The sequence below is a fragment of the Streptomyces kaniharaensis genome (assembly GCF_009569385.1).
In the GTDB taxonomy this organism is placed as follows: domain Bacteria; phylum Actinomycetota; class Actinomycetes; order Streptomycetales; family Streptomycetaceae; genus Kitasatospora; species Kitasatospora kaniharaensis.
In genome coordinates this window covers 100447-116261 of record NZ_WBOF01000004.1, presented here as the reverse complement: position 1 = coordinate 116261, position 15815 = coordinate 100447, and the positions used below count along the sequence as shown (strand labels likewise).

18 protein-coding genes are annotated in these 15815 nt (G+C 73.0%); 2 read left to right on the top strand and 16 right to left on the bottom strand.

Translation table 11 applies throughout. The annotated features are described in order from the left end of the window. Positions 1 to 41: 41 nt before the first annotated feature. Positions 42 to 611 (bottom strand): hypothetical protein, encoded by a 570-nt coding sequence (locus tag F7Q99_RS35350; RefSeq protein ID WP_153469980.1) that lies wholly within the window; start codon positions 609 to 611, stop codon positions 42 to 44. A gap of 303 nt (positions 612 to 914) precedes the next feature. Here F7Q99_RS35350 and F7Q99_RS35345 point away from each other — a divergent pair, with 303 nt between their 5' ends. Both F7Q99_RS35345 and F7Q99_RS35340 read left to right on the top strand, forming a co-directional pair. Then, the gene (locus tag F7Q99_RS35345; RefSeq protein WP_153469977.1) at positions 915 to 1808 is read left to right on the top strand and encodes a hypothetical protein; all 894 of its coding nucleotides are present in this window, start codon (positions 915 to 917) and stop codon (positions 1806 to 1808) included. Positions 1809 to 2030: 222 nt separating this feature from the next. Continuing rightward, complete coding sequence (locus tag F7Q99_RS35340; protein ID WP_153469974.1) at positions 2031 to 2621, top strand: hypothetical protein; 591 nt, start codon at positions 2031 to 2033, stop codon at positions 2619 to 2621. A gap of 31 nt (positions 2622 to 2652) precedes the next feature. Here the strand turns inward: F7Q99_RS35340 and F7Q99_RS35335 are convergent, their stop codons facing one another. The 15 genes from F7Q99_RS35335 to F7Q99_RS35265 form a co-directional block, all read right to left on the bottom strand. Beyond that, entirely contained in the window at positions 2653 to 2952 is a 300-nt protein-coding gene (locus F7Q99_RS35335; RefSeq protein ID WP_326847493.1) for a hypothetical protein, read from the bottom strand. A gap of 30 nt (positions 2953 to 2982) precedes the next feature. Beyond that, on the bottom strand, positions 2983 to 3396 hold the full coding sequence (locus F7Q99_RS35330; RefSeq protein ID WP_153469971.1) for a hypothetical protein: 414 nt from the start codon (positions 3394 to 3396) through the stop codon (positions 2983 to 2985). A gap of 138 nt (positions 3397 to 3534) precedes the next feature. Further along, positions 3535 to 3840 carry a hypothetical protein gene (locus tag F7Q99_RS35325; protein ID WP_153469968.1) on the bottom strand — a complete coding sequence of 102 codons (306 nt, stop codon included), beginning with the start codon at positions 3838 to 3840 and terminating at the stop codon, positions 3535 to 3537. A 60-nt stretch (positions 3841 to 3900) separates the two neighbouring features. Continuing rightward, entirely contained in the window at positions 3901 to 5757 is a 1857-nt protein-coding gene (locus tag F7Q99_RS35320; protein WP_195911392.1) for an RNB domain-containing ribonuclease, read from the bottom strand. A 140-nt stretch (positions 5758 to 5897) separates the two neighbouring features. Further along, a complete protein-coding gene (locus F7Q99_RS35315) occupies positions 5898 to 6569 on the bottom strand; it encodes a hypothetical protein (RefSeq protein ID WP_153469962.1) in 672 nt (223 codons plus the stop codon). Between the two features lie 23 nt (positions 6570 to 6592). Next, a complete protein-coding gene (locus F7Q99_RS42150) occupies positions 6593 to 7198 on the bottom strand; it encodes a hypothetical protein (RefSeq protein WP_230211238.1) in 606 nt (201 codons plus the stop codon). A gap of 43 nt (positions 7199 to 7241) precedes the next feature. Continuing rightward, positions 7242 to 7634: a hypothetical protein gene (locus tag F7Q99_RS35305; protein WP_153469959.1), complete on the bottom strand. Its 393-nt coding sequence runs from the start codon at positions 7632 to 7634 to the stop codon at positions 7242 to 7244. Continuing rightward, on the bottom strand, positions 7631 to 9184 hold the full coding sequence (gene dndC / locus F7Q99_RS35300; RefSeq protein WP_153469956.1) for a DNA phosphorothioation system sulfurtransferase DndC: 1554 nt from the start codon (positions 9182 to 9184) through the stop codon (positions 7631 to 7633). Before dndC ends, F7Q99_RS35305 begins: the two co-directional genes overlap by 4 nt. Positions 9185 to 9293: 109 nt before the next feature. After that, entirely contained in the window at positions 9294 to 10325 is a 1032-nt protein-coding gene (locus F7Q99_RS35295) for an AAA family ATPase (RefSeq protein WP_195911391.1), read from the bottom strand. A 71-nt stretch (positions 10326 to 10396) separates the two neighbouring features. Continuing rightward, positions 10397 to 11710, bottom strand: coding sequence for a hypothetical protein (locus F7Q99_RS35290; RefSeq protein ID WP_153469950.1), 1314 nt, complete (start codon positions 11708 to 11710; stop codon positions 10397 to 10399). A 107-nt stretch (positions 11711 to 11817) separates the two neighbouring features. Then, positions 11818 to 12477, bottom strand: coding sequence for a hypothetical protein (locus tag F7Q99_RS35285; protein WP_153469947.1), 660 nt, complete (start codon positions 12475 to 12477; stop codon positions 11818 to 11820). Between the two features lie 104 nt (positions 12478 to 12581). Beyond that, positions 12582 to 13166, bottom strand: a complete 585-nt coding sequence (locus F7Q99_RS35280) for a hypothetical protein (RefSeq protein ID WP_153469944.1) — start codon at positions 13164 to 13166, stop codon at positions 12582 to 12584. A 218-nt stretch (positions 13167 to 13384) separates the two neighbouring features. Beyond that, on the bottom strand, positions 13385 to 13807 hold the full coding sequence (locus tag F7Q99_RS35275) for a hypothetical protein (protein ID WP_153469941.1): 423 nt from the start codon (positions 13805 to 13807) through the stop codon (positions 13385 to 13387). 526 nt (positions 13808 to 14333) lie between these two features. Continuing rightward, complete coding sequence (locus F7Q99_RS35270; RefSeq protein WP_153469939.1) at positions 14334 to 14972, bottom strand: hypothetical protein; 639 nt, start codon at positions 14970 to 14972, stop codon at positions 14334 to 14336. 109 nt (positions 14973 to 15081) lie between these two features. Continuing rightward, positions 15082 to 15795, bottom strand: coding sequence for a hypothetical protein (locus F7Q99_RS35265; RefSeq protein WP_153469936.1), 714 nt, complete (start codon positions 15793 to 15795; stop codon positions 15082 to 15084). Positions 15796 to 15815 lie beyond the last annotated feature (20 nt).

Here is a 15815-nt window from a genome sequence, read left to right as displayed (position 1 = left end):
GCCCCCTGCGGAAGCGCCGAGGGTGCCCGGCCGGCGGCGGTTCACTGCGGCTCGCCGCTCTCCGGCTCCCGGCGGGTCCAGGCCAACAGCCGGTCCATCTCCTCGCGCACACCCTCCGGCAGCGTGGGCAGGAAGAGGAACGGGTCCAGCTTCCGGTCCCGCTCCGCGCGCATGGCGGCGACCACCCGCTCCTTCTGCTGCAAGGCCCGGCGCCTCTCCATCGCCTCGTGCGACACGCGCATCAGCTCGCCCAGGTCGACCGGCAGCACCTGGTGCCCCCCGGCCAACGCGCTGATGTCGCTCACGGCGACCGTCTTGTCCAGGCCCCCGCGGACCAGCCCGAGCACCCTGGCGGAAGGCTGCTTGTCCACTGACGGAACTGGCGGAGCGCTCGCTGCGGCGGGCGGGGCCGGGATGGGCTGGGGGTGGCTCTCGGTGAGCATCCGTACGGCTTCTTCTCGGCCGGCCCGGTCGAGCCTGGCGGGCAGCTGGCCCGCGTCGGCCGCGGCCTTCACCCGCTGGAGGGCCCTCTGGTAGCCGCAACCGGTCGAGCTGTTCAGCGCTCGGGCGATGCGCTGGTGGTTGCTGGTGTTGGGCGAGGACGGGGACACCGCTTCTCCTTCGTCGCGTCCTGACGCTGCGGTTCGTCCCACCACGAGCAGGCCAGGGTGCGGTTCGGAAGAGGCACCGGTCGTCACTCGCACCCGCGCGGCAGCACGATTCACCGAAATCCCGGGGGTGGGCCCGGGCCGGCGCGCACAAGCGAGGTGCGCTGCCCCGAGCATAGCGACCGGCGCCGACACCACCCAGAGCCCGAATCCCACCGGGCTGCGGACAGCTGGTCACACCGCCGGCCCTTCTCACACCTCTAGTGGGCGTACCCGCTCCTCACCCACCGGACGAAGGGCCCTTCCATGACCGACACCGTGCTCGACCTCCCTGGCTCCGAGGACTGGCTCGACGACGCCGTCGCGGCCGTAATCGCCTACTCCCGGCTGCCCGCCTCCTCGGCCTGGGCCCGCAGGGAGGCCGCCCGGCGGCTGCTGCGCTCACCCAACATCCGCCCCGTCCTCGAGCGGGCGGCGTTCACCTCGCTCACCCGGGGCGCGGTACTGGAGATCTCCGGCTACGACATCGCGGACCACCTCGATCAGCCGTGGACAGCCCGCGCGGAGCACTGGGCGGAGGTGATCCGCCCCTCCTGGGAGGAGTCCGCCGAGCTTCTCACCGACCTCGCCTGGAAAGGCCGGCAGACCGGAAGCAGCGCGCTCACCCACCTCACGGCCGAGCAAGTCCTGGGCGCCGCGCCGCCGCTCACCGCGCGGACCCGACTGCACCTGTACGGCCTCGGCCTTCGCTACGACTTCCGCTGCCAGGCGCTGGCTGACCTGTTCGCCCGCCGCGGCCGGACCGCGGACCTGGACCCCTTCAGCCGGTCCCTGCACGCCTTCGCCCTGCTCGGCCGCTCCGATCCGGCCGCGCTCGACCTCATCGACCCGCTGCTGGAGGAGTCCGGGAACCACCCCAAGGTCGCCCACGCGCTGCTGCACGGCCTGTGGCTCGGCCACGACCTCCCCGGCCAGCCCCACCGGATCCTCGACCTCCTCGACCGACCGCCCCTCAACCAGCACCCGGACGCCGTCGCGCTCTTCCGCCAGGCCGCGGCGCTGCGCCGCCTGCACCGCTTCGACGAAGCCCTGGCCTCCATCGGCAAGGCGATGGAGGCCCTGCCGGTGGACACCGACCCCGGCGTCCACAGCGACCTCGTACGCGAACGGGCACTGATCCTCAGCGCCCGCGAGACCTGACCCCGGGCGCGCGCCCGCTGCGGCCCGCCCACCGGATCGTTCCGGCGCGCGGGCCGCACCCATGTCCCGGCCTTTCCCTACCCGCTCCACACGCCCCGTCGCGGCGCCGGCCGTCAGGCCGGGGCAGCGCCGGAATACCGGCCGGGCCTGACAGTGGGGTGCCGTAGGGTGCAACGACCAGCACAACCAGCGGAGCCGGCCCGGCCGGGCCAAGGGGGAGAAGTGACCTTCAGCTCGCGAATCCAGGTCTCGGCCGACGCGCAGGGCGAGCCGGACTACACCGCGCCGGCCGGCGGGATCGCGGTCGGCACGATGTGGGTCGTCATGATCACGGCCATGTACTTCGCGCTGGAGTCCCGGCTCCTGCACGACCACCGCAACGTGGCCCTCGCCGTGGTGGTCGCCGCGACGGTCACGGCATCGTGCGCGGTGTTCCTCGCGGCCAGGGCGTTCTTCCGCCGCTTCGGCGCGCACTGGTGGCACATCATCCTCGCCACGGTGGTGCTGTGCTGCGTGGGAGCGAAGGCTCCGGAAGCCGCCGCGTACGTGTTCCCCGACCAGATGGAGCGCTACCACCGGGAGCTGGGCGGCCCGGGCCAGTGCCTGCACGGCACCCCGTACGGCAGCGAGCGGGAGTTCCCGAAGGCCTCGCAGGTCACCTACGACAACCAGGCCCCGGGCCGGATGACGGTCACCCCGCTGGACAGGAGCTACCCGCCGCTGGTGCTGGACCATGCTGTCCGCGGCGGGCTGCACGCGTTGACCCCGGCCGACGCGAAGGCCCGGCAGATCTTGGAATCGTACGGCTGCTGACCTGCCCTCGGCCCCACCAGGCGTCTACCGGTCAGACGGGATCGGTGAACGAGACAGGCTTGCCGGCGGCTTGAGCGTATGTAATTTCCCTGCTCGTGGACTCGCCGACATACCCGCCGGGGTTGACGACCAGAACCCGGTCAGCCAAGTCGATCTTGCTCAGGTGGAGGGCGTCCAGCACGGTCTTCTGCTCGTCGGTGACCGGCCCATCCGCTTCACCTGGCGCGACGACGATGACCCCCGCGAAGGTCAGATCACGGTTCGCCGCACGCATCTCGGCCGCGAACCGGGCAGAGCCGCAGATGCAGACAATCTCAGGTCGGTCGGGCACGGCTTGGTCCTTCGGTCGAACGGGAAACTGCTACTGGCCGGCCTGCGGGGCGACGCGCCCCTCGTCGAGCGCGGCGAAGCGCTCCTGGAGCTCGCCGGTGGTCTCAGCCTGGGCGATCCGTACGGGGAACGCTGCCCACAGCGCAGTCCCACCGACCTCCCGCTCCACGACGCGGCCCGCGGCGAGCTCGTCGAACTCCGGCCCGGTGAGCTCGAGCACGGGGCCGATCGCCATCAGGCCCATGTCGGGGTGGGCCGCCATCCAGTCCCCGTCGAGGAGGGCCAGCGGCCTCGGGCAGACATCGAACCGAGCGAGGTCGAGGTGGACCGGCGTGCCCGCGCGCAGCTCTGCGACGGTGGCGGACTCCAGGCCCGCCAGGACACCCCGGCGCCCGTCGGACGAAAGGTAGTCCCTGCCAACGGCTGACGGCTGCGCGGTCACCATGCCCCCCAGGAATCGTGCCGGTCCCAAGTCACCGGCCGGCTGCGGCCCATCCTATGGGCTGGAGCCCGGCCGCCGGGCCGGTTCCGAGCCCCCGCCCCTGTCGGGAATCGCGTAGAACGCCGACGGACTGTCACATCGTCATACCGCGAACGGCAGCGGGTGTTGGCCGCGGTCCGCCGCCTGCTGCGCACGACGCTCGGCGGCCGCGATCCGCCACCGCGCGGGGTCGCGGTCCCGCCCGGCTCGCTCGGCGCACCGGGCGCACTCGGTCTCCCGCAGGTCGTTGTCCATCGCGCTGGCCAGGCAGCTGCCACCACAGGCGAGGTCGAGCCACCCGGTCGGCCGGCCTGCCCGGGTCACACGAGGACGGGCCCGGTGGTTGATCCGGCCGCCGGTCACCCGGACCACGAGCGGCCACGGATCTGCCACGGCTGTTGCCGTCATGTCTCGCCTCCCCTCGCGCACGGGCCCGGCCCGCGGAGTTCCGGGCCCGGCATCAACGCATCAACCGGCGTGCTCGGCCCGCGCTGCGTCGACCCGCTCCAGCAGACCGGCCGCCGCTGCCGTCTTGGCCGCAGCCTTGGTCGAGGCCGACGCGGAGGCGAGGACGGTCTCGCCGTCGCGGGCGGCCTGGGCGCTGCAGGTGAAGGTCGGAAGGTGGCTGGGGCCCTCGGCGCTCATGGTGAACTTCAGGCCGCTGATGACCTTGACCTGCTGGTACTCGTTGAGGACCGAGATCGGCGATCGGCCCTCCACCGTTTCGGCGTCGGGTTCGGCGGACGGGGACTGCGCGGCCTTGGAGGCGGGCTGCGCGAGGTCGAGGGAGGGGTCGGGCAGGTCGGTGAGCGCGGCGAGCAGGCTGAGGGCCGCCTGGTGCCGGGCCGCCTTCTTCGTCGACGCGGAGCGCCGGGCTCCTTCGACGGGGCTTCCGCCGGCCAGCCACGACGCCTGCGCGGCGAAGACGGTGGTCGGGGCCTGGCCGAAGGTCTGGACCGTGAATTCGACCGGCGGCAGGCTGTTGACCTGCGCGTGGGCGGACAGGATGGACACGGCCGTCTCGGGCGTGGCCGCGATGGCGTTCAGGCAGGCGGTGCGCCCCGCCTCCCAGCCGGGCCCGCCGGCGACGAGCAGCACCATCTGGAGCTCCAGCGCGGCGAGCTGCCCTTCGGCGGCCCGCCGGGCGGTCTCGGCGACCAGGGGCGCGCCGGCGATGTCCTCCTTGCAGCCGCGCTTGAGGAGGGCGTGGAACGCCTGGGCGTCGAGGCCGGTGTAGTCGGCCTCCGTTGCTGCGGCACCGCGGCGGGCGGCGGAGTGCGCGGCCGACTTGCGGGAGTCCCGTTCGGCTTCGCGGTCCTGGCGGGCGCCGGTGGTCAGCGTCTCGGCGATCGCGGCCAGGGCGTCCTCCCCGTAGGGGGAGTCGTCGCCGTCCAGGTGGCTGGAGATGACCCGCTGCACGACCAGGTCGGCGTAGCGTCGCAGGGGCGAGGTGGCGTGGAGGTAGCCCGGCAGGTTCAGGCCCCAGTGGCCACCCATGAACGGCGCGTACTCCGCTGCCTTGAGGGTCATCAGGGTGCGTTCGCGCAGTGCCTCCAGCCGGGCGGCGGAACCGTCGGCGAAGGCTACGTCGAGGTCGTCCAGCAGCGTCTGGCGCGGGGCGGCGACGCGGCCGGCGGCGTGGTTGCGGAACAGCAGCGGGAGGTCGCGTTCCGCCGCCCAGGAGGCCAGCGCGGTGTTCGCGGCGATCATGCACTCCTGGACGATCTTGTAGCCGACGGTCCGCTCGTAGGAGGCGAGCCGGACCACGACGCCGTCCTCGCTGGTCGCCCACCCGCTGAGGAGGTCGTACAGGGCGAGCGCCCCCTGCCGGCGCCGGCGGGCGAGCAGGACCTCGCTCATCGCCGCTGCCTCGCGCAGGACCTCGTGGAGGGGGTGGGCGCGGTTGCGGACCGCCTCGGCTGCCTGGGAGTGGCTCAGGGCCACCAGGCCGCTCACCGTCGCGCGCTCGATGTCCACGTTCCCGACCTGCCCGTCCGCAAGGACGTGCACGCGGATCGCGATCGCGGGGCACGCCCTCCCCTCGGCCAGGGTCAGGCGGGCCTCCACCGGCTCGGGGAGCATCTTCTGGGTGCCGCGCCAGCCCCCGTACGCCGATTCGCGCCGCGTGAACGCCTCCCGGTCGACGGCGCTGCCCGGCTCGACGCCGGAGGCCACGTCGGCGACGTAGACGGTCAGGCGCCAGCCGTCGTCGACGCGCTCGACGCCGATGGCGTCGTCGCGGTCGACGGAGCCGGGGCGGTCGATCATGACGGCAGGGGCCGGGCCGAGGAGGACGGAGGGCTGAGCGGTCAGAGGCTGAGACAACGGTTCGATTCCTTCGTGAACGGAGTGGTTCGGCTGTGGTGGTGCTGCTTCCGGGTAGCCCGCCCTTCGCATCATGCTCAACGGCGCTGTCGGCGTCGGGGATTCGGCTCCTGGCGAATGGCGAAGGGCGGGGCCGGGGATCAGCTGGAGGGCGTGAGGCGGAGCGGTCCCGCGGATCCGGTACGGCGGCGCGCCGGGTGCGGGAGCGGCCGGCCTATGTCGGCGACCGCGTCCGCAGGCAGACCCTCGCGCAGGATCGGGAGCAGGGTGGCGTACTGCTGGAGGATCCCGTCGCCGTACAGGGGATGTGGCCACATCTCGGGGTCCGCGAAGGGGATGCCGAGGTAGGCGCAGCCCGAATCGGCGGGCCAGGTCGGGTCGATCGCGTGGGTGCCGTCGGTGGCCCAGGCGTGGGGGGCGTGGTGGACGGCGCTGTCGACGGTGCAGCTGCCGTACCCCTCGACGTACACCAGGTCCGGGTCCTCCTGGTCCTCGATCGTCTGCGCGGCGTTGGTGTAGCAGAAGGTCACCATGAGCGGGCCGGCTCCGGGCGGCAGCGGGGCCGGGGTGAAGAGCCGGCCGACGTCGAGGAGCAGGTGGAAGGGGGAGGGGTACCTCCACCCGTCCAGGACCGGCTCGGAGGTCGGGTCGACCTCTGCGGCGCGCTCTCGCAGGTAGCGGATCAGGGCGGTCTCGGCGGGGGCCAGGAGGCCGTCGGCTGCCGGGGCGAGGCCGGTCGGTCCCGCGGCGGGGCCGGGCCGGTCGCGGTCGGCCGCATCGGGCGACCGTTCGTTCATCGTGCTCTCCTGCATGGTCGGATGGTCCGGGGCGGGCGTCAGGCCGGTGCCGCGGCCGCCGGGCCGGAAGGGGCGTCGTGCTCGGGTTGTACCGCGTTCGCGTCCAGTTCCCACTGCTGGAGGAAGTACGGGTCGGAGGGCAGGGCTTGGAGCAGGCGCCGACCGTCGGAGGTCAGCTGGGCGCGGGTGACGAGGTAGGCGCTGCTGCGGGTGGCCGGGCCGGACAGGTGCGGGCAGGACGCCCGCGCCAGATCCCTGCACACCTGGTGCAGCGCGGCCTGCAGCACCACGCCGAAGGGCGTGGCCAGCACCCACGCCTGCTTCGGGAGGGGGTCGCCGCACATCTGGCAGCGCCACTCGTTGTGGGCGCGGGCCAACAGCCGGGAGTCCATGGCGCGCCACCAGGCCCGTGCCGCGCTCCACGGCGTCACCCAGGGCACCGGCAGGCCCTGGCGCGTCGGCCGGGGCAGCCCGGTGACCGGGGGGAGCAGCATCCCGGCTTCCTCCAGCGCGCTCCACACCGGCTTCTCCATCCCGAAGAACGCGCACTGCCCGTTGCCGCAGACGAAGACGGCGTCGGCGGTGTCGTACTCCAGTTGCTCGGCGCAGTCCGGGCAGGCCGGGTCGGACTCGGCGCTCGTCATGCCTCGCTCTCCTGCTCGTTGAAGGTCTTCTGGGGCCCGGTCGCTACAGTCGCTGCGCCGGGGGCGCGGCCGGATGGCACGGGGCGGTCCAGGTGGTGCGGGTGACCTGGGTCCAGCCGTGGAGTTTGACCGGGTCGGCCCAGGCCACCGGGTCGACGGTGTAGCCCACCGCGGGGAGCAGCCCGGTCGCGTCCGTGAGCGGCGGAACGGGCTGGGGCTCCGGGCTCGGGAGGATCAGGTGGTGCTCGGGGCCGTCCGGGTCGGCGACGGCGAGGGTGTCGGCCGGCCCGAGGTCGAGCGCGTCGACGACGACTTCGGGGCCCGGCGCGACGACGATCAGCTGCCATCGATCCCGGTGCACGGCCAGCTCGGCCATGTACAGCGCGGGCATGCCCCGGTGGTCGGGGTGCGGCGCGGCCGGCGGCTGCTCGGTCACGAACTCTCCTTCGATCCGTACGGGTTGTCGTCGTCCCCGCCTGCTTCCGGGGGCTCGGGACCGCTCTGATGGTAGAGGCCGGAGCGGATCTCCTCGCGGGCGATCGCGTACCGGAGGGCGTCGTCCTCGTCGGTGAACATGTACTTGGTGACGGTCTTCTCCAGGGCCTCGAAGTACCCGGCGCGGCGCCCGGCGGTGCGGAAGCGGCGCTCCAGCCCGAGCAGCGCGCGGACGCCCTGGTACTGGCTCTCGTCGCCGTCGCAGACCTCCCGCAGTACGGCCATGGCGGCGGCGTCGAAGCCGACGCCGCCGTCCAGGACGGCCGGGCCGGGGAACGGCTCACCGGTTTCCTCCAGGTAGATGGACGGGAGGAGGTCCTCGACTTCATGCTTGACGACCACCCACTCGTGCCGGATCGCGTGCAGTTCCTCCAGGCTGATGAGGGCCAGGTCGCGCACGTACTCGGGCCCGCGGGTGCGGATCTGGTGCTGGGCACGCAGCAGCCGGCGCAGCCAGTCCTCCCGGGCCGCCTGGGTGTAGGGGCCGTGCACCAGCCGGCCGTGGAAAAGCATGAGCGTCCCGTTCGACCTGCGGTAGTCCCGCAGATGCCGGTCGTCGTCGATGTCGAGCGCGTTGCGCAGCTCCAGCAGCGGACGCATCCAGACGTTGTCGTCGTCATTGGCGATCATCGCCTTGAGGGACTTGTCCTGGCTGACCATCGTGCACGTCCAGCACCCGAACCGGCTGTCGCCGCACGAGGGGGTGGTGGTGTCGACCACCAGCGGGCACTCGGAGTCCGGGCTCGCCCCCTGGTAGAGGCCCAGCAGGTCCTTGTGGCTGTGCCCCCACGGATTGTCGTACTGCATCAGCAAGATCCATACCTCGTCGTTGGTCAGCGCCTCGATCGGGCTGTAGACCAGCGAGTTGGGCAGGTCGCCGTTGGGCGAGAGCCGCTCGCGCACACGGCCCTTCTCGTGGCGGGCCATGGACTTGGCCCGCGCCGCGCTCTCGGCCTTGCGGATACCCAGCACGAGGATCGCCTCTCCGTGGGCGGCGACGACGGAGCGGATGAACCGGCTCGACGGCTTGATCTTGAGCCGCTCTGTGCACCACCTGAACTTCGGCCGCGGCGCCGCGTAGCCGCGCCCGATCAGACACATCCAGAAGGAGTCCTCCACGGCCGGCGTCAACCGGTGCACCTCGATCGGCAGCTGCTGGGCGGCGGCGGCCTCGCGCATCGCGTCCAGCGACCGGCCCACCCACGCGGCCACCAGAGGGTTCTCCACCAGGGTGTCGGTGGAGATCACGTGGACGGTCTTGGTCCGCTGCTCCGGCGGCAGGGAGGCCAGGGCCCACCAGACCAGCGCCGCGACCAAGGTGCTGTCCTTGCCGCCGCTGTAGCCGACCACCCAGGGCACCTGGTCGGCCCGGTACAGCTCCCGGATCTCCTCCAGGAGCATCTCCAGGTACTCGTGGGGGGCGAGGTCGCCGAACGGGCTGCGGCGGGTGGGGCCGAGGCCGGGCACCAGGACGGGCGGGGGCGGGGGCATGGCTGGCCTTTCAGTACGCGGGGTGGTGGTGGCCGGGGCCGGGTCGGCGGCGGCGGGAGGGGCGGGCCAGGGTGCCGGGCCGGGAGCGGCCCGGCACCCCGGCGGGGCTTCACGCGGCGGTGAGCATCCGGGCGAGCCGGGAGGGCCGCACGCAGTGCCCCGGCCCCTCCTCGGGCCGGGGCTCCCGGACGGGCAGGGCGACGCTGACGGGCGTGATGGTTTGCTGCGCCGGGTCGACCCGGTGGGGCTTCTCGATCACGACCACGCCGCCGTGGTCGCCGCCGGACAGCGCGTTGACCACGTCCAGGACGTACGTGCTGGCGATCAGTTGGGAGGGCGAGGAGGAGGCGCCGAGCCGCCGGGAGATCCGCCGGACCAGTTCGGCGGCGGCCTTCGGGTGGAGCCCTTCCCCGATCCCGTCCAGGACCAGCACGCCGGGCCGGGTGTGCCAGGCGGCCAGGACTCCCAGGATCCGCAGCGCCCCGGCGGACATCATGTTCATCGGCACCCAGCCCCGGTGCGCCATCCGGACCTCGATCCGTCCATCGGCGGCCCGGACGCCGGAGGCGCCGTGCACCAGCGCCGCGAGGTCAGCATCCAGCCGGGCCGCCGCCTCCGGGCCGAGCCGCCCGAGCAGCGAAGCGGTGTCGCCCGCATCGCCGGATGCCGTCCGCCAGTTCCTGGCCTGCTCCCGGAGCGTGTCCATCAGCGCCCCCGTGCCGTCCAGCGGAATCAGGTGCTGCGCCGCCCCGGTCCGCGCGGCCGTCCGTACGCCGCTGCCAGCGGTGTCGAGCACGGCCGTGCGGCCGTCGGGGGCCCGGAGCGCGGTCAGTTCCACCGAGACCGGCCCGGCCGCGCCGGGCACCAGGGCCTGCACGGTGATGCGCATCCTCTGCGCGGTCCGGGGCCGGCCTTCGTGCTCGCTCCGGAGCAGGAGGGCGTCAGCGGCCAGCCGTGGGCTGGAGACGGTGGCCGCCTCCCAGCCGTCCGTCAGGGTCCGGGAGACCAGGGTGAGGGCGTCGAGGAGGTTGGTCTTGCCGGTGTCGGCGGGTCCGGTCAGCACGGTGAGCGGGCCCGAGGGGAATGCGAACTCGAAGTCCTGGAACGACTTGAAGCCGTCTATCGCGATGGTGGTGATCACTGCAACTCCCGGTTCGGGGCGGCCGGACTGCAACCGGCCCGGTGACATCCACCATACGCACACTCATGGAATTAAGCAATGTCGATGAAGGGGTGCCCGGCCTCGATTCGCCCTGAGCCCGATCGGGCCGCCTCACGCCCTCCAGCCGGGACCCCCAGCGCGTACACCGTCTCCCGGTCTGCCAGCGGCAGGTCCGGCCTGATCCGGGTGCGCGCCACCCACCGGTGCCGGTACTCGTAGGTCACCCCGAGCACCGCGTGCTCCTTGTAGACCGGCCCGACCTTGCGCCCGCTGCCGTCGCGGATCCCGTAGCGCACACGCGGGCGGACGTGGGCGCGCCGCCAGGTGCCGACCGCGAGCTCGCCCGCCCCTGCGGCCGAGCGCGTCCGCGCGGCCGGCTCCTCCGGCGGAGGCTCGTAGTCGAGGAGGTGGACGCCGTGGAAGCCGCCGTCGCGGGCCTGCCGGGTCCGCGCGAGCTTCTTGATCTCCCTGTCCTGGCGGCCCGAACCGTCCCGCCGGGGCAGCTCGGGCGGCGGCCGCCAGTTCTCGAAGGCGAGCAGTGCCGCGTAGCCGTACAGGGCCCGCCCGGCCGGATGCCCGCCGTAGGGCACCGGCACCAGGGAGTAGAGGGGGATGCCGGTGCGCCGGTCGGTGGCCGCGGTGAGGAGCCAGCCCAGTCCCTCGTCCAGGTGACCGTCCTCGCGGGCGGTGAGTACGCCGCCCATCACCACCGGCGCGTCGCCCAGCGGCAGGCGCCCTTCGTCGGCGGCTTCGACCAGGTCCCTGTCGTCGGCCACCGCGTCGAACGGCACGCCGTCGTGGAACAGCAGCACCGACGGGGCGGGCAGCGTCAGTTCCGCGCGGGTCTGCGCGTCCATCATCGCGGTGGTCGCGGCGTCCTCGGCGAGCGGGCCGGGGACGAAGTGTGGCACCGAGCTGTATGCGGCCAGGCCGGCCGAGACGCGCAGCAGGCGCCCGTCCTGCAGATGGTGAGGGGTCGCCAGGCCGTGGTGGGCGAGGAGGGCGCCGGGAGGGGCGAGCCGGCTGCGCACCGCGCCGATGTCGGCGGGCGCCAGGTCGCGCAGGGCGCCGCGGCCGCCGGTCCACCGTTCGTCGTAGCGGGCGAAGGTCTCGTCCCGCAGCCGGGCCTGGGCGAGGGTGCCGCCGGCCACGGCGACCACGTCGACGACGGTGTCGGCGCGGGGGCCCGTGCGGGGCATCAGCGCGGCGATCGTCTCCTCCGACTCCGGGGCGTCGAGGGCCGGGGCCCATCCGCCGCACGCCGCCCGGACGGCGTTTACCGCGCCGGTGCGGTGCAGCAGGTGCCGCCAGGCGGTGTTCAGGGGCAGCTTGGGGCCGTGGGTGAGCAGATCGGCGTACGGCATGCCGTACAGGAACCGATCCAGCGCGGCGCGGTCCGCCTCTTGCCGGTGCGCGCTGCCGGCCCATGTCGCGGCCGGCCGTGCAGGGGAGCGGACCGGCCCGGCCCCGGTCACCGCCGGCGCCATTCGGTGCCGTCGAACACCCGGTAGAGGAAGCGGCGGTTGATGTCCAGGCCGGTGGCGATCTGCTTGACGAGCCGTTCCTCCTTCATCCATGCCTTGCCCCGGCGGACCGCGTCGCCCAGTTCGGCCGTCAGCACCACGTCCCGGACCTGGTTCGCGCAGCGCCGCAGGTGGGCGCTGGCGATCTGCGCGGTGAGGGTGTCCCCGGTCAGGACGAGGCCGCCGGCCATCTCGTCCAGCCGCTCGGCCATGGCACGGTGGGCGGCGTCCCAGGTGTCGTGCTCGGAGAAGCCCGGCACCCCGTTGCTGACCCAGGCCGCGGCCCACCGGTCCCCGCCGGGCTCCGCGCCGGCCGCCGCCCGGTTGTCCGTGTCCCAGCCCTTGCTGACCGCCGCGTCGGCGAACACGGTGTCGGCCAGGGCACGGTGGAAGGCGAGCTCGGCCTCCTGCGCCAGTGGATAGTTGGTCGCCGTCGGCTCGGCGGTGCGGCACACCACGATGGGGCCGTCGAGGTGGTTGCGGACCTCGTAGGTCGCGCCGCCCCACTGCCGGTGCAGGGGCCGGCCCCGCGTATCGCGCCACAGCGGGGCGTCCTCGAGATCGGGGATGTCCCCGGCGGGCAGGACCTGGTCGAAGGGTACGGGCACGGCCACCTCGCCTGTTCACGGTAAGTGAGCACGAAGGTACACACGGCCGTGCCGAGTGTCCACTCAGGTACACACTTCCGTGTGGCGGGTGGCCGAGACTCCGCCTACATGACGCTGATCAGCACCGGGTGCCCGGACGGCAGGCGCCCTCGGCCGTCGATCCCGAACGGAATCGCGGGGGCGGTCCGCAACGCGGTGACCCCCGTCGAGGCCGCGACCATCGCCCCCTTGGGGTCGTCGGCACCGTCGACGAGCAGCTGCACTCCTAACCGCTGCGCGGTGTCGGTGACCTCCAGCCCGCTGACCGAGACCGGCAGGCCAGCCAGGGTCTGCGCCCAGGGAACAAGGGTCCGCAGGAGCGCCGCGGTGGCGGCGGTGGAGGTCGAGCGTTCGGGGCGGGACCGGTTCAGGGTCGGGTGCGTTCCCGCGACCAGCACCATCCCGCCCGGCAGGTCCGCGGTCAGGGTGTAGGTGTAGGCGCTCGCCCCGAGCTCGGACAGCACCGGGTCGGCGCCGGTCGCCGCGGCCAGCCGGTCGACGCTGCTGCGCTGGTCCGCCATCGTGGTGAACTCCGCGAAGGAGACCTGCACGTCCCGGCCGGCGAGCGCGAGCCGCAGGGGCTCCAGCGGGCCGGCTGCGTCCAGCACCTCGGCGGTCGCGTGCAGCAGATCGGTCAGGTCGAAACGCATGCCGTCATTGTCGCCGCTCGGACAAGCCCCGCACCAGACGATCCCCGGACTTCGCCCCACACCGGAGGCGCTCCGGCCCGAGGCCAACTGGTTCACCGGCCACGACCGCGGACCACGGCCTCGGGGCGCGCCCGACCCGGCTCGCTGCTGCCAGGGCAAGCAGCTCGGTGCTCCACTGCCGGTCCGGTGGAGGGCGCGGGAGACGGCAGTCGTGGCCCCTACCGGTCGTCCGCCTTCGGCCCCCGTCGCAAACGGGACAACCCGGCCGCCGTGATGCGCTTCCACCAGGGAACAGGGACGGGCGGAGGGGGTTGGCACACGGCGACCTCTTGGGCGAGCTCCGCGAGTGCTTCGAGGGTGCTCTCCGCTGCGCGGGCGAGGAGGAACTCGTCACTGAGCACAGCGATGACCCCGGCCATCACGCGGGAGAAGTCCGGCGAGCGGGTCGGCTTCCAGAACTCGCGTCGGCTGCTGACGTACATCGACCGTGAGACGGGCTCCGGGCCGGTGATCCCTGTCTCGAAGGCACGGCGGAGCTCCGCTTGGAGCCAGCTGGCGCATTCGATGTCGGCTGCGGTGGGCTCCCACAGTCGAGTGCGGAGCTCGAGCTGCAGCGACTCCGAGGCCGCCTCGATCGGCATTGGGAACGATGTACCCCGGATAGGGGCCGTAGCGGCGACCTGCTTCAACAGGTCGCGCCGGCGTTCGACGTGGTCAACGGCTGGGCCGAAGTTGGGAAACCAGAGTGCCCCGCACAGGTGGCACACGATTCGGGCCTCCTCGCCCAACCAGCCGGCCACAGTGTGGGGCCCTTCACTGCCGCACGTCGTGCAGGCGAGCACCCGAACCGGGACGCCGGAGACGGGGGCACCCGGTGGGCCGGGGTTGGCGACCTCCGGTCTGGCCTCGGCGATCTGACCTGTAACCACCAGCCAGAACCCCGGGGTTGGATCGGCAGAAGGGAAGTCACGGGTATTCACGCAGTCAACATAGTGCCTTCCTCTGACACGGTTGACGGGAAGGACGCAGCGGGCAGATTCCGCTGGAGGGCTGGCGCGTGGGGCCCCACCCCGCACGGTCTGTTCGCCGTGAAGGCCGCGACGGAGCCCCGCCGACCAGCCCGGCCGGGGCCCGGTGAGCCGATCGAGACGGCCCCGCGCGGCCCCGCTACACGCGCTTCACCGGCGGGGGCATCTCCAGCGGGAAGACGCCCGTACCCTGTCCCATCAGCCACAGTGCGGGGGCCAGGGTGCGCCCGCGGGGGGACCGGGAGATGTGACCTTGGGACCGGCGCGTGGTCGGCTCACCCGCGGTGCGGGTGACGACCAGGACCGTGCCGTCGGCCAGCACCGCGGTCAGGTTGCGCTGCTGCTTGGCCCCGGGAGTATCCAGGATGTCCACGCCTTCGATGAGTTCGCCCTGGTCGAGCGCCCATCGCTCGGCGAGGGCGAGTAGCCCTACGACCGGGCCCATAGGGTTGGTCCTGGAATCTGCGCCCAGACCGGCGGACTCGTCGAGGAGCGTCTGCCCGTACTCCTCCATCGCGACCTGGAATGTCGGCCCGCCGTCGCGGGCCCAGGCCGGGACGTCCATGTCCTCGACCGCGACCGCTTGGCTGGCGGGTCCTGGACCGATCAGCTCCGGATGCGGGAGGCGGATCTGCATCCAGGTGACTGGCAGGCTGCCCCAGGCGACGGACTCGTGGAACCCGTGCTCCAGCGCGACCAGGGCGGCACCGATGGCGCCGCGGGCGTCCTGGCTGAGTAGTTGGCGGGCGTGATTTCCGGTGTTGATCAGGCGGGTCACAGTGGTTGGTCCTCTCACAAGGTGGTGGAACGGGAACACGACGGGCCACCCACGGCGGGGAAGTGGCAGAAGAACGAGGCGCGGACACAGCGCGCGGCCCGGCTCGGGATCACGATGCGGCGGCTGATGAAGCAGGGCCGGTAGGCGGTGTGCCGAAGGCTGGGGACGGTATGGGGGGTGTGGTCATGCGGACGGTTCCCAGGTCGATGGAGGGCAGGTACTCGTACCGGTCGTCGACGTCCAGATCGCGGGCCGTCTCGGGCAGCGAGCCGAAGGTGACTCCGGCGGCCTGGAGCTCGCCCACGATGTGGTCGAGGTCGAGCTCGCAGCGCGGGTCCTTGCCCCAGGCGCGGGCCAGGTCCTCAGGCAGGGCGGGGAGCGGTTCGTCGAAGTTGTGGACGGTCGTCCCGTCGGCGGTGACCGCGCGGTCCACCATGAAGGTGTCGTCGCCGCGGACCTGCAGCACCACGTACGCGGCGTGGGGGAACAGGACGCGCAGGAGCGCGGTGAACTCCTCGGCGGCGGCCTCGGCCTCGACGCGCAGCCATTCCTGGAGGGCGAGCATCCGGGTGTAGCGGACGGCCGGTGACTCCTCGCCGGCGTCGGCGGCCTGCTCCTCGGCCTCCTCGGCCATCAGCACGTGGGCGCGGGCGGCCAGCTCGTACTGCCGGGTGCTGAGATCGTCCGGGTCACCGTGGACGGCTTCGGCTGCGGTGCGCACGAGGCCCTCGAGTTCGAGGGGGGTGAACGAGGCGCTGATGCCGGTCAGTTCGGCGAAGGGCGCCGCGCCGGGGCGGGCCGGGGGGATGGGCTTCTGGGTCATTTTCGCTTCTCCGGTCGGGA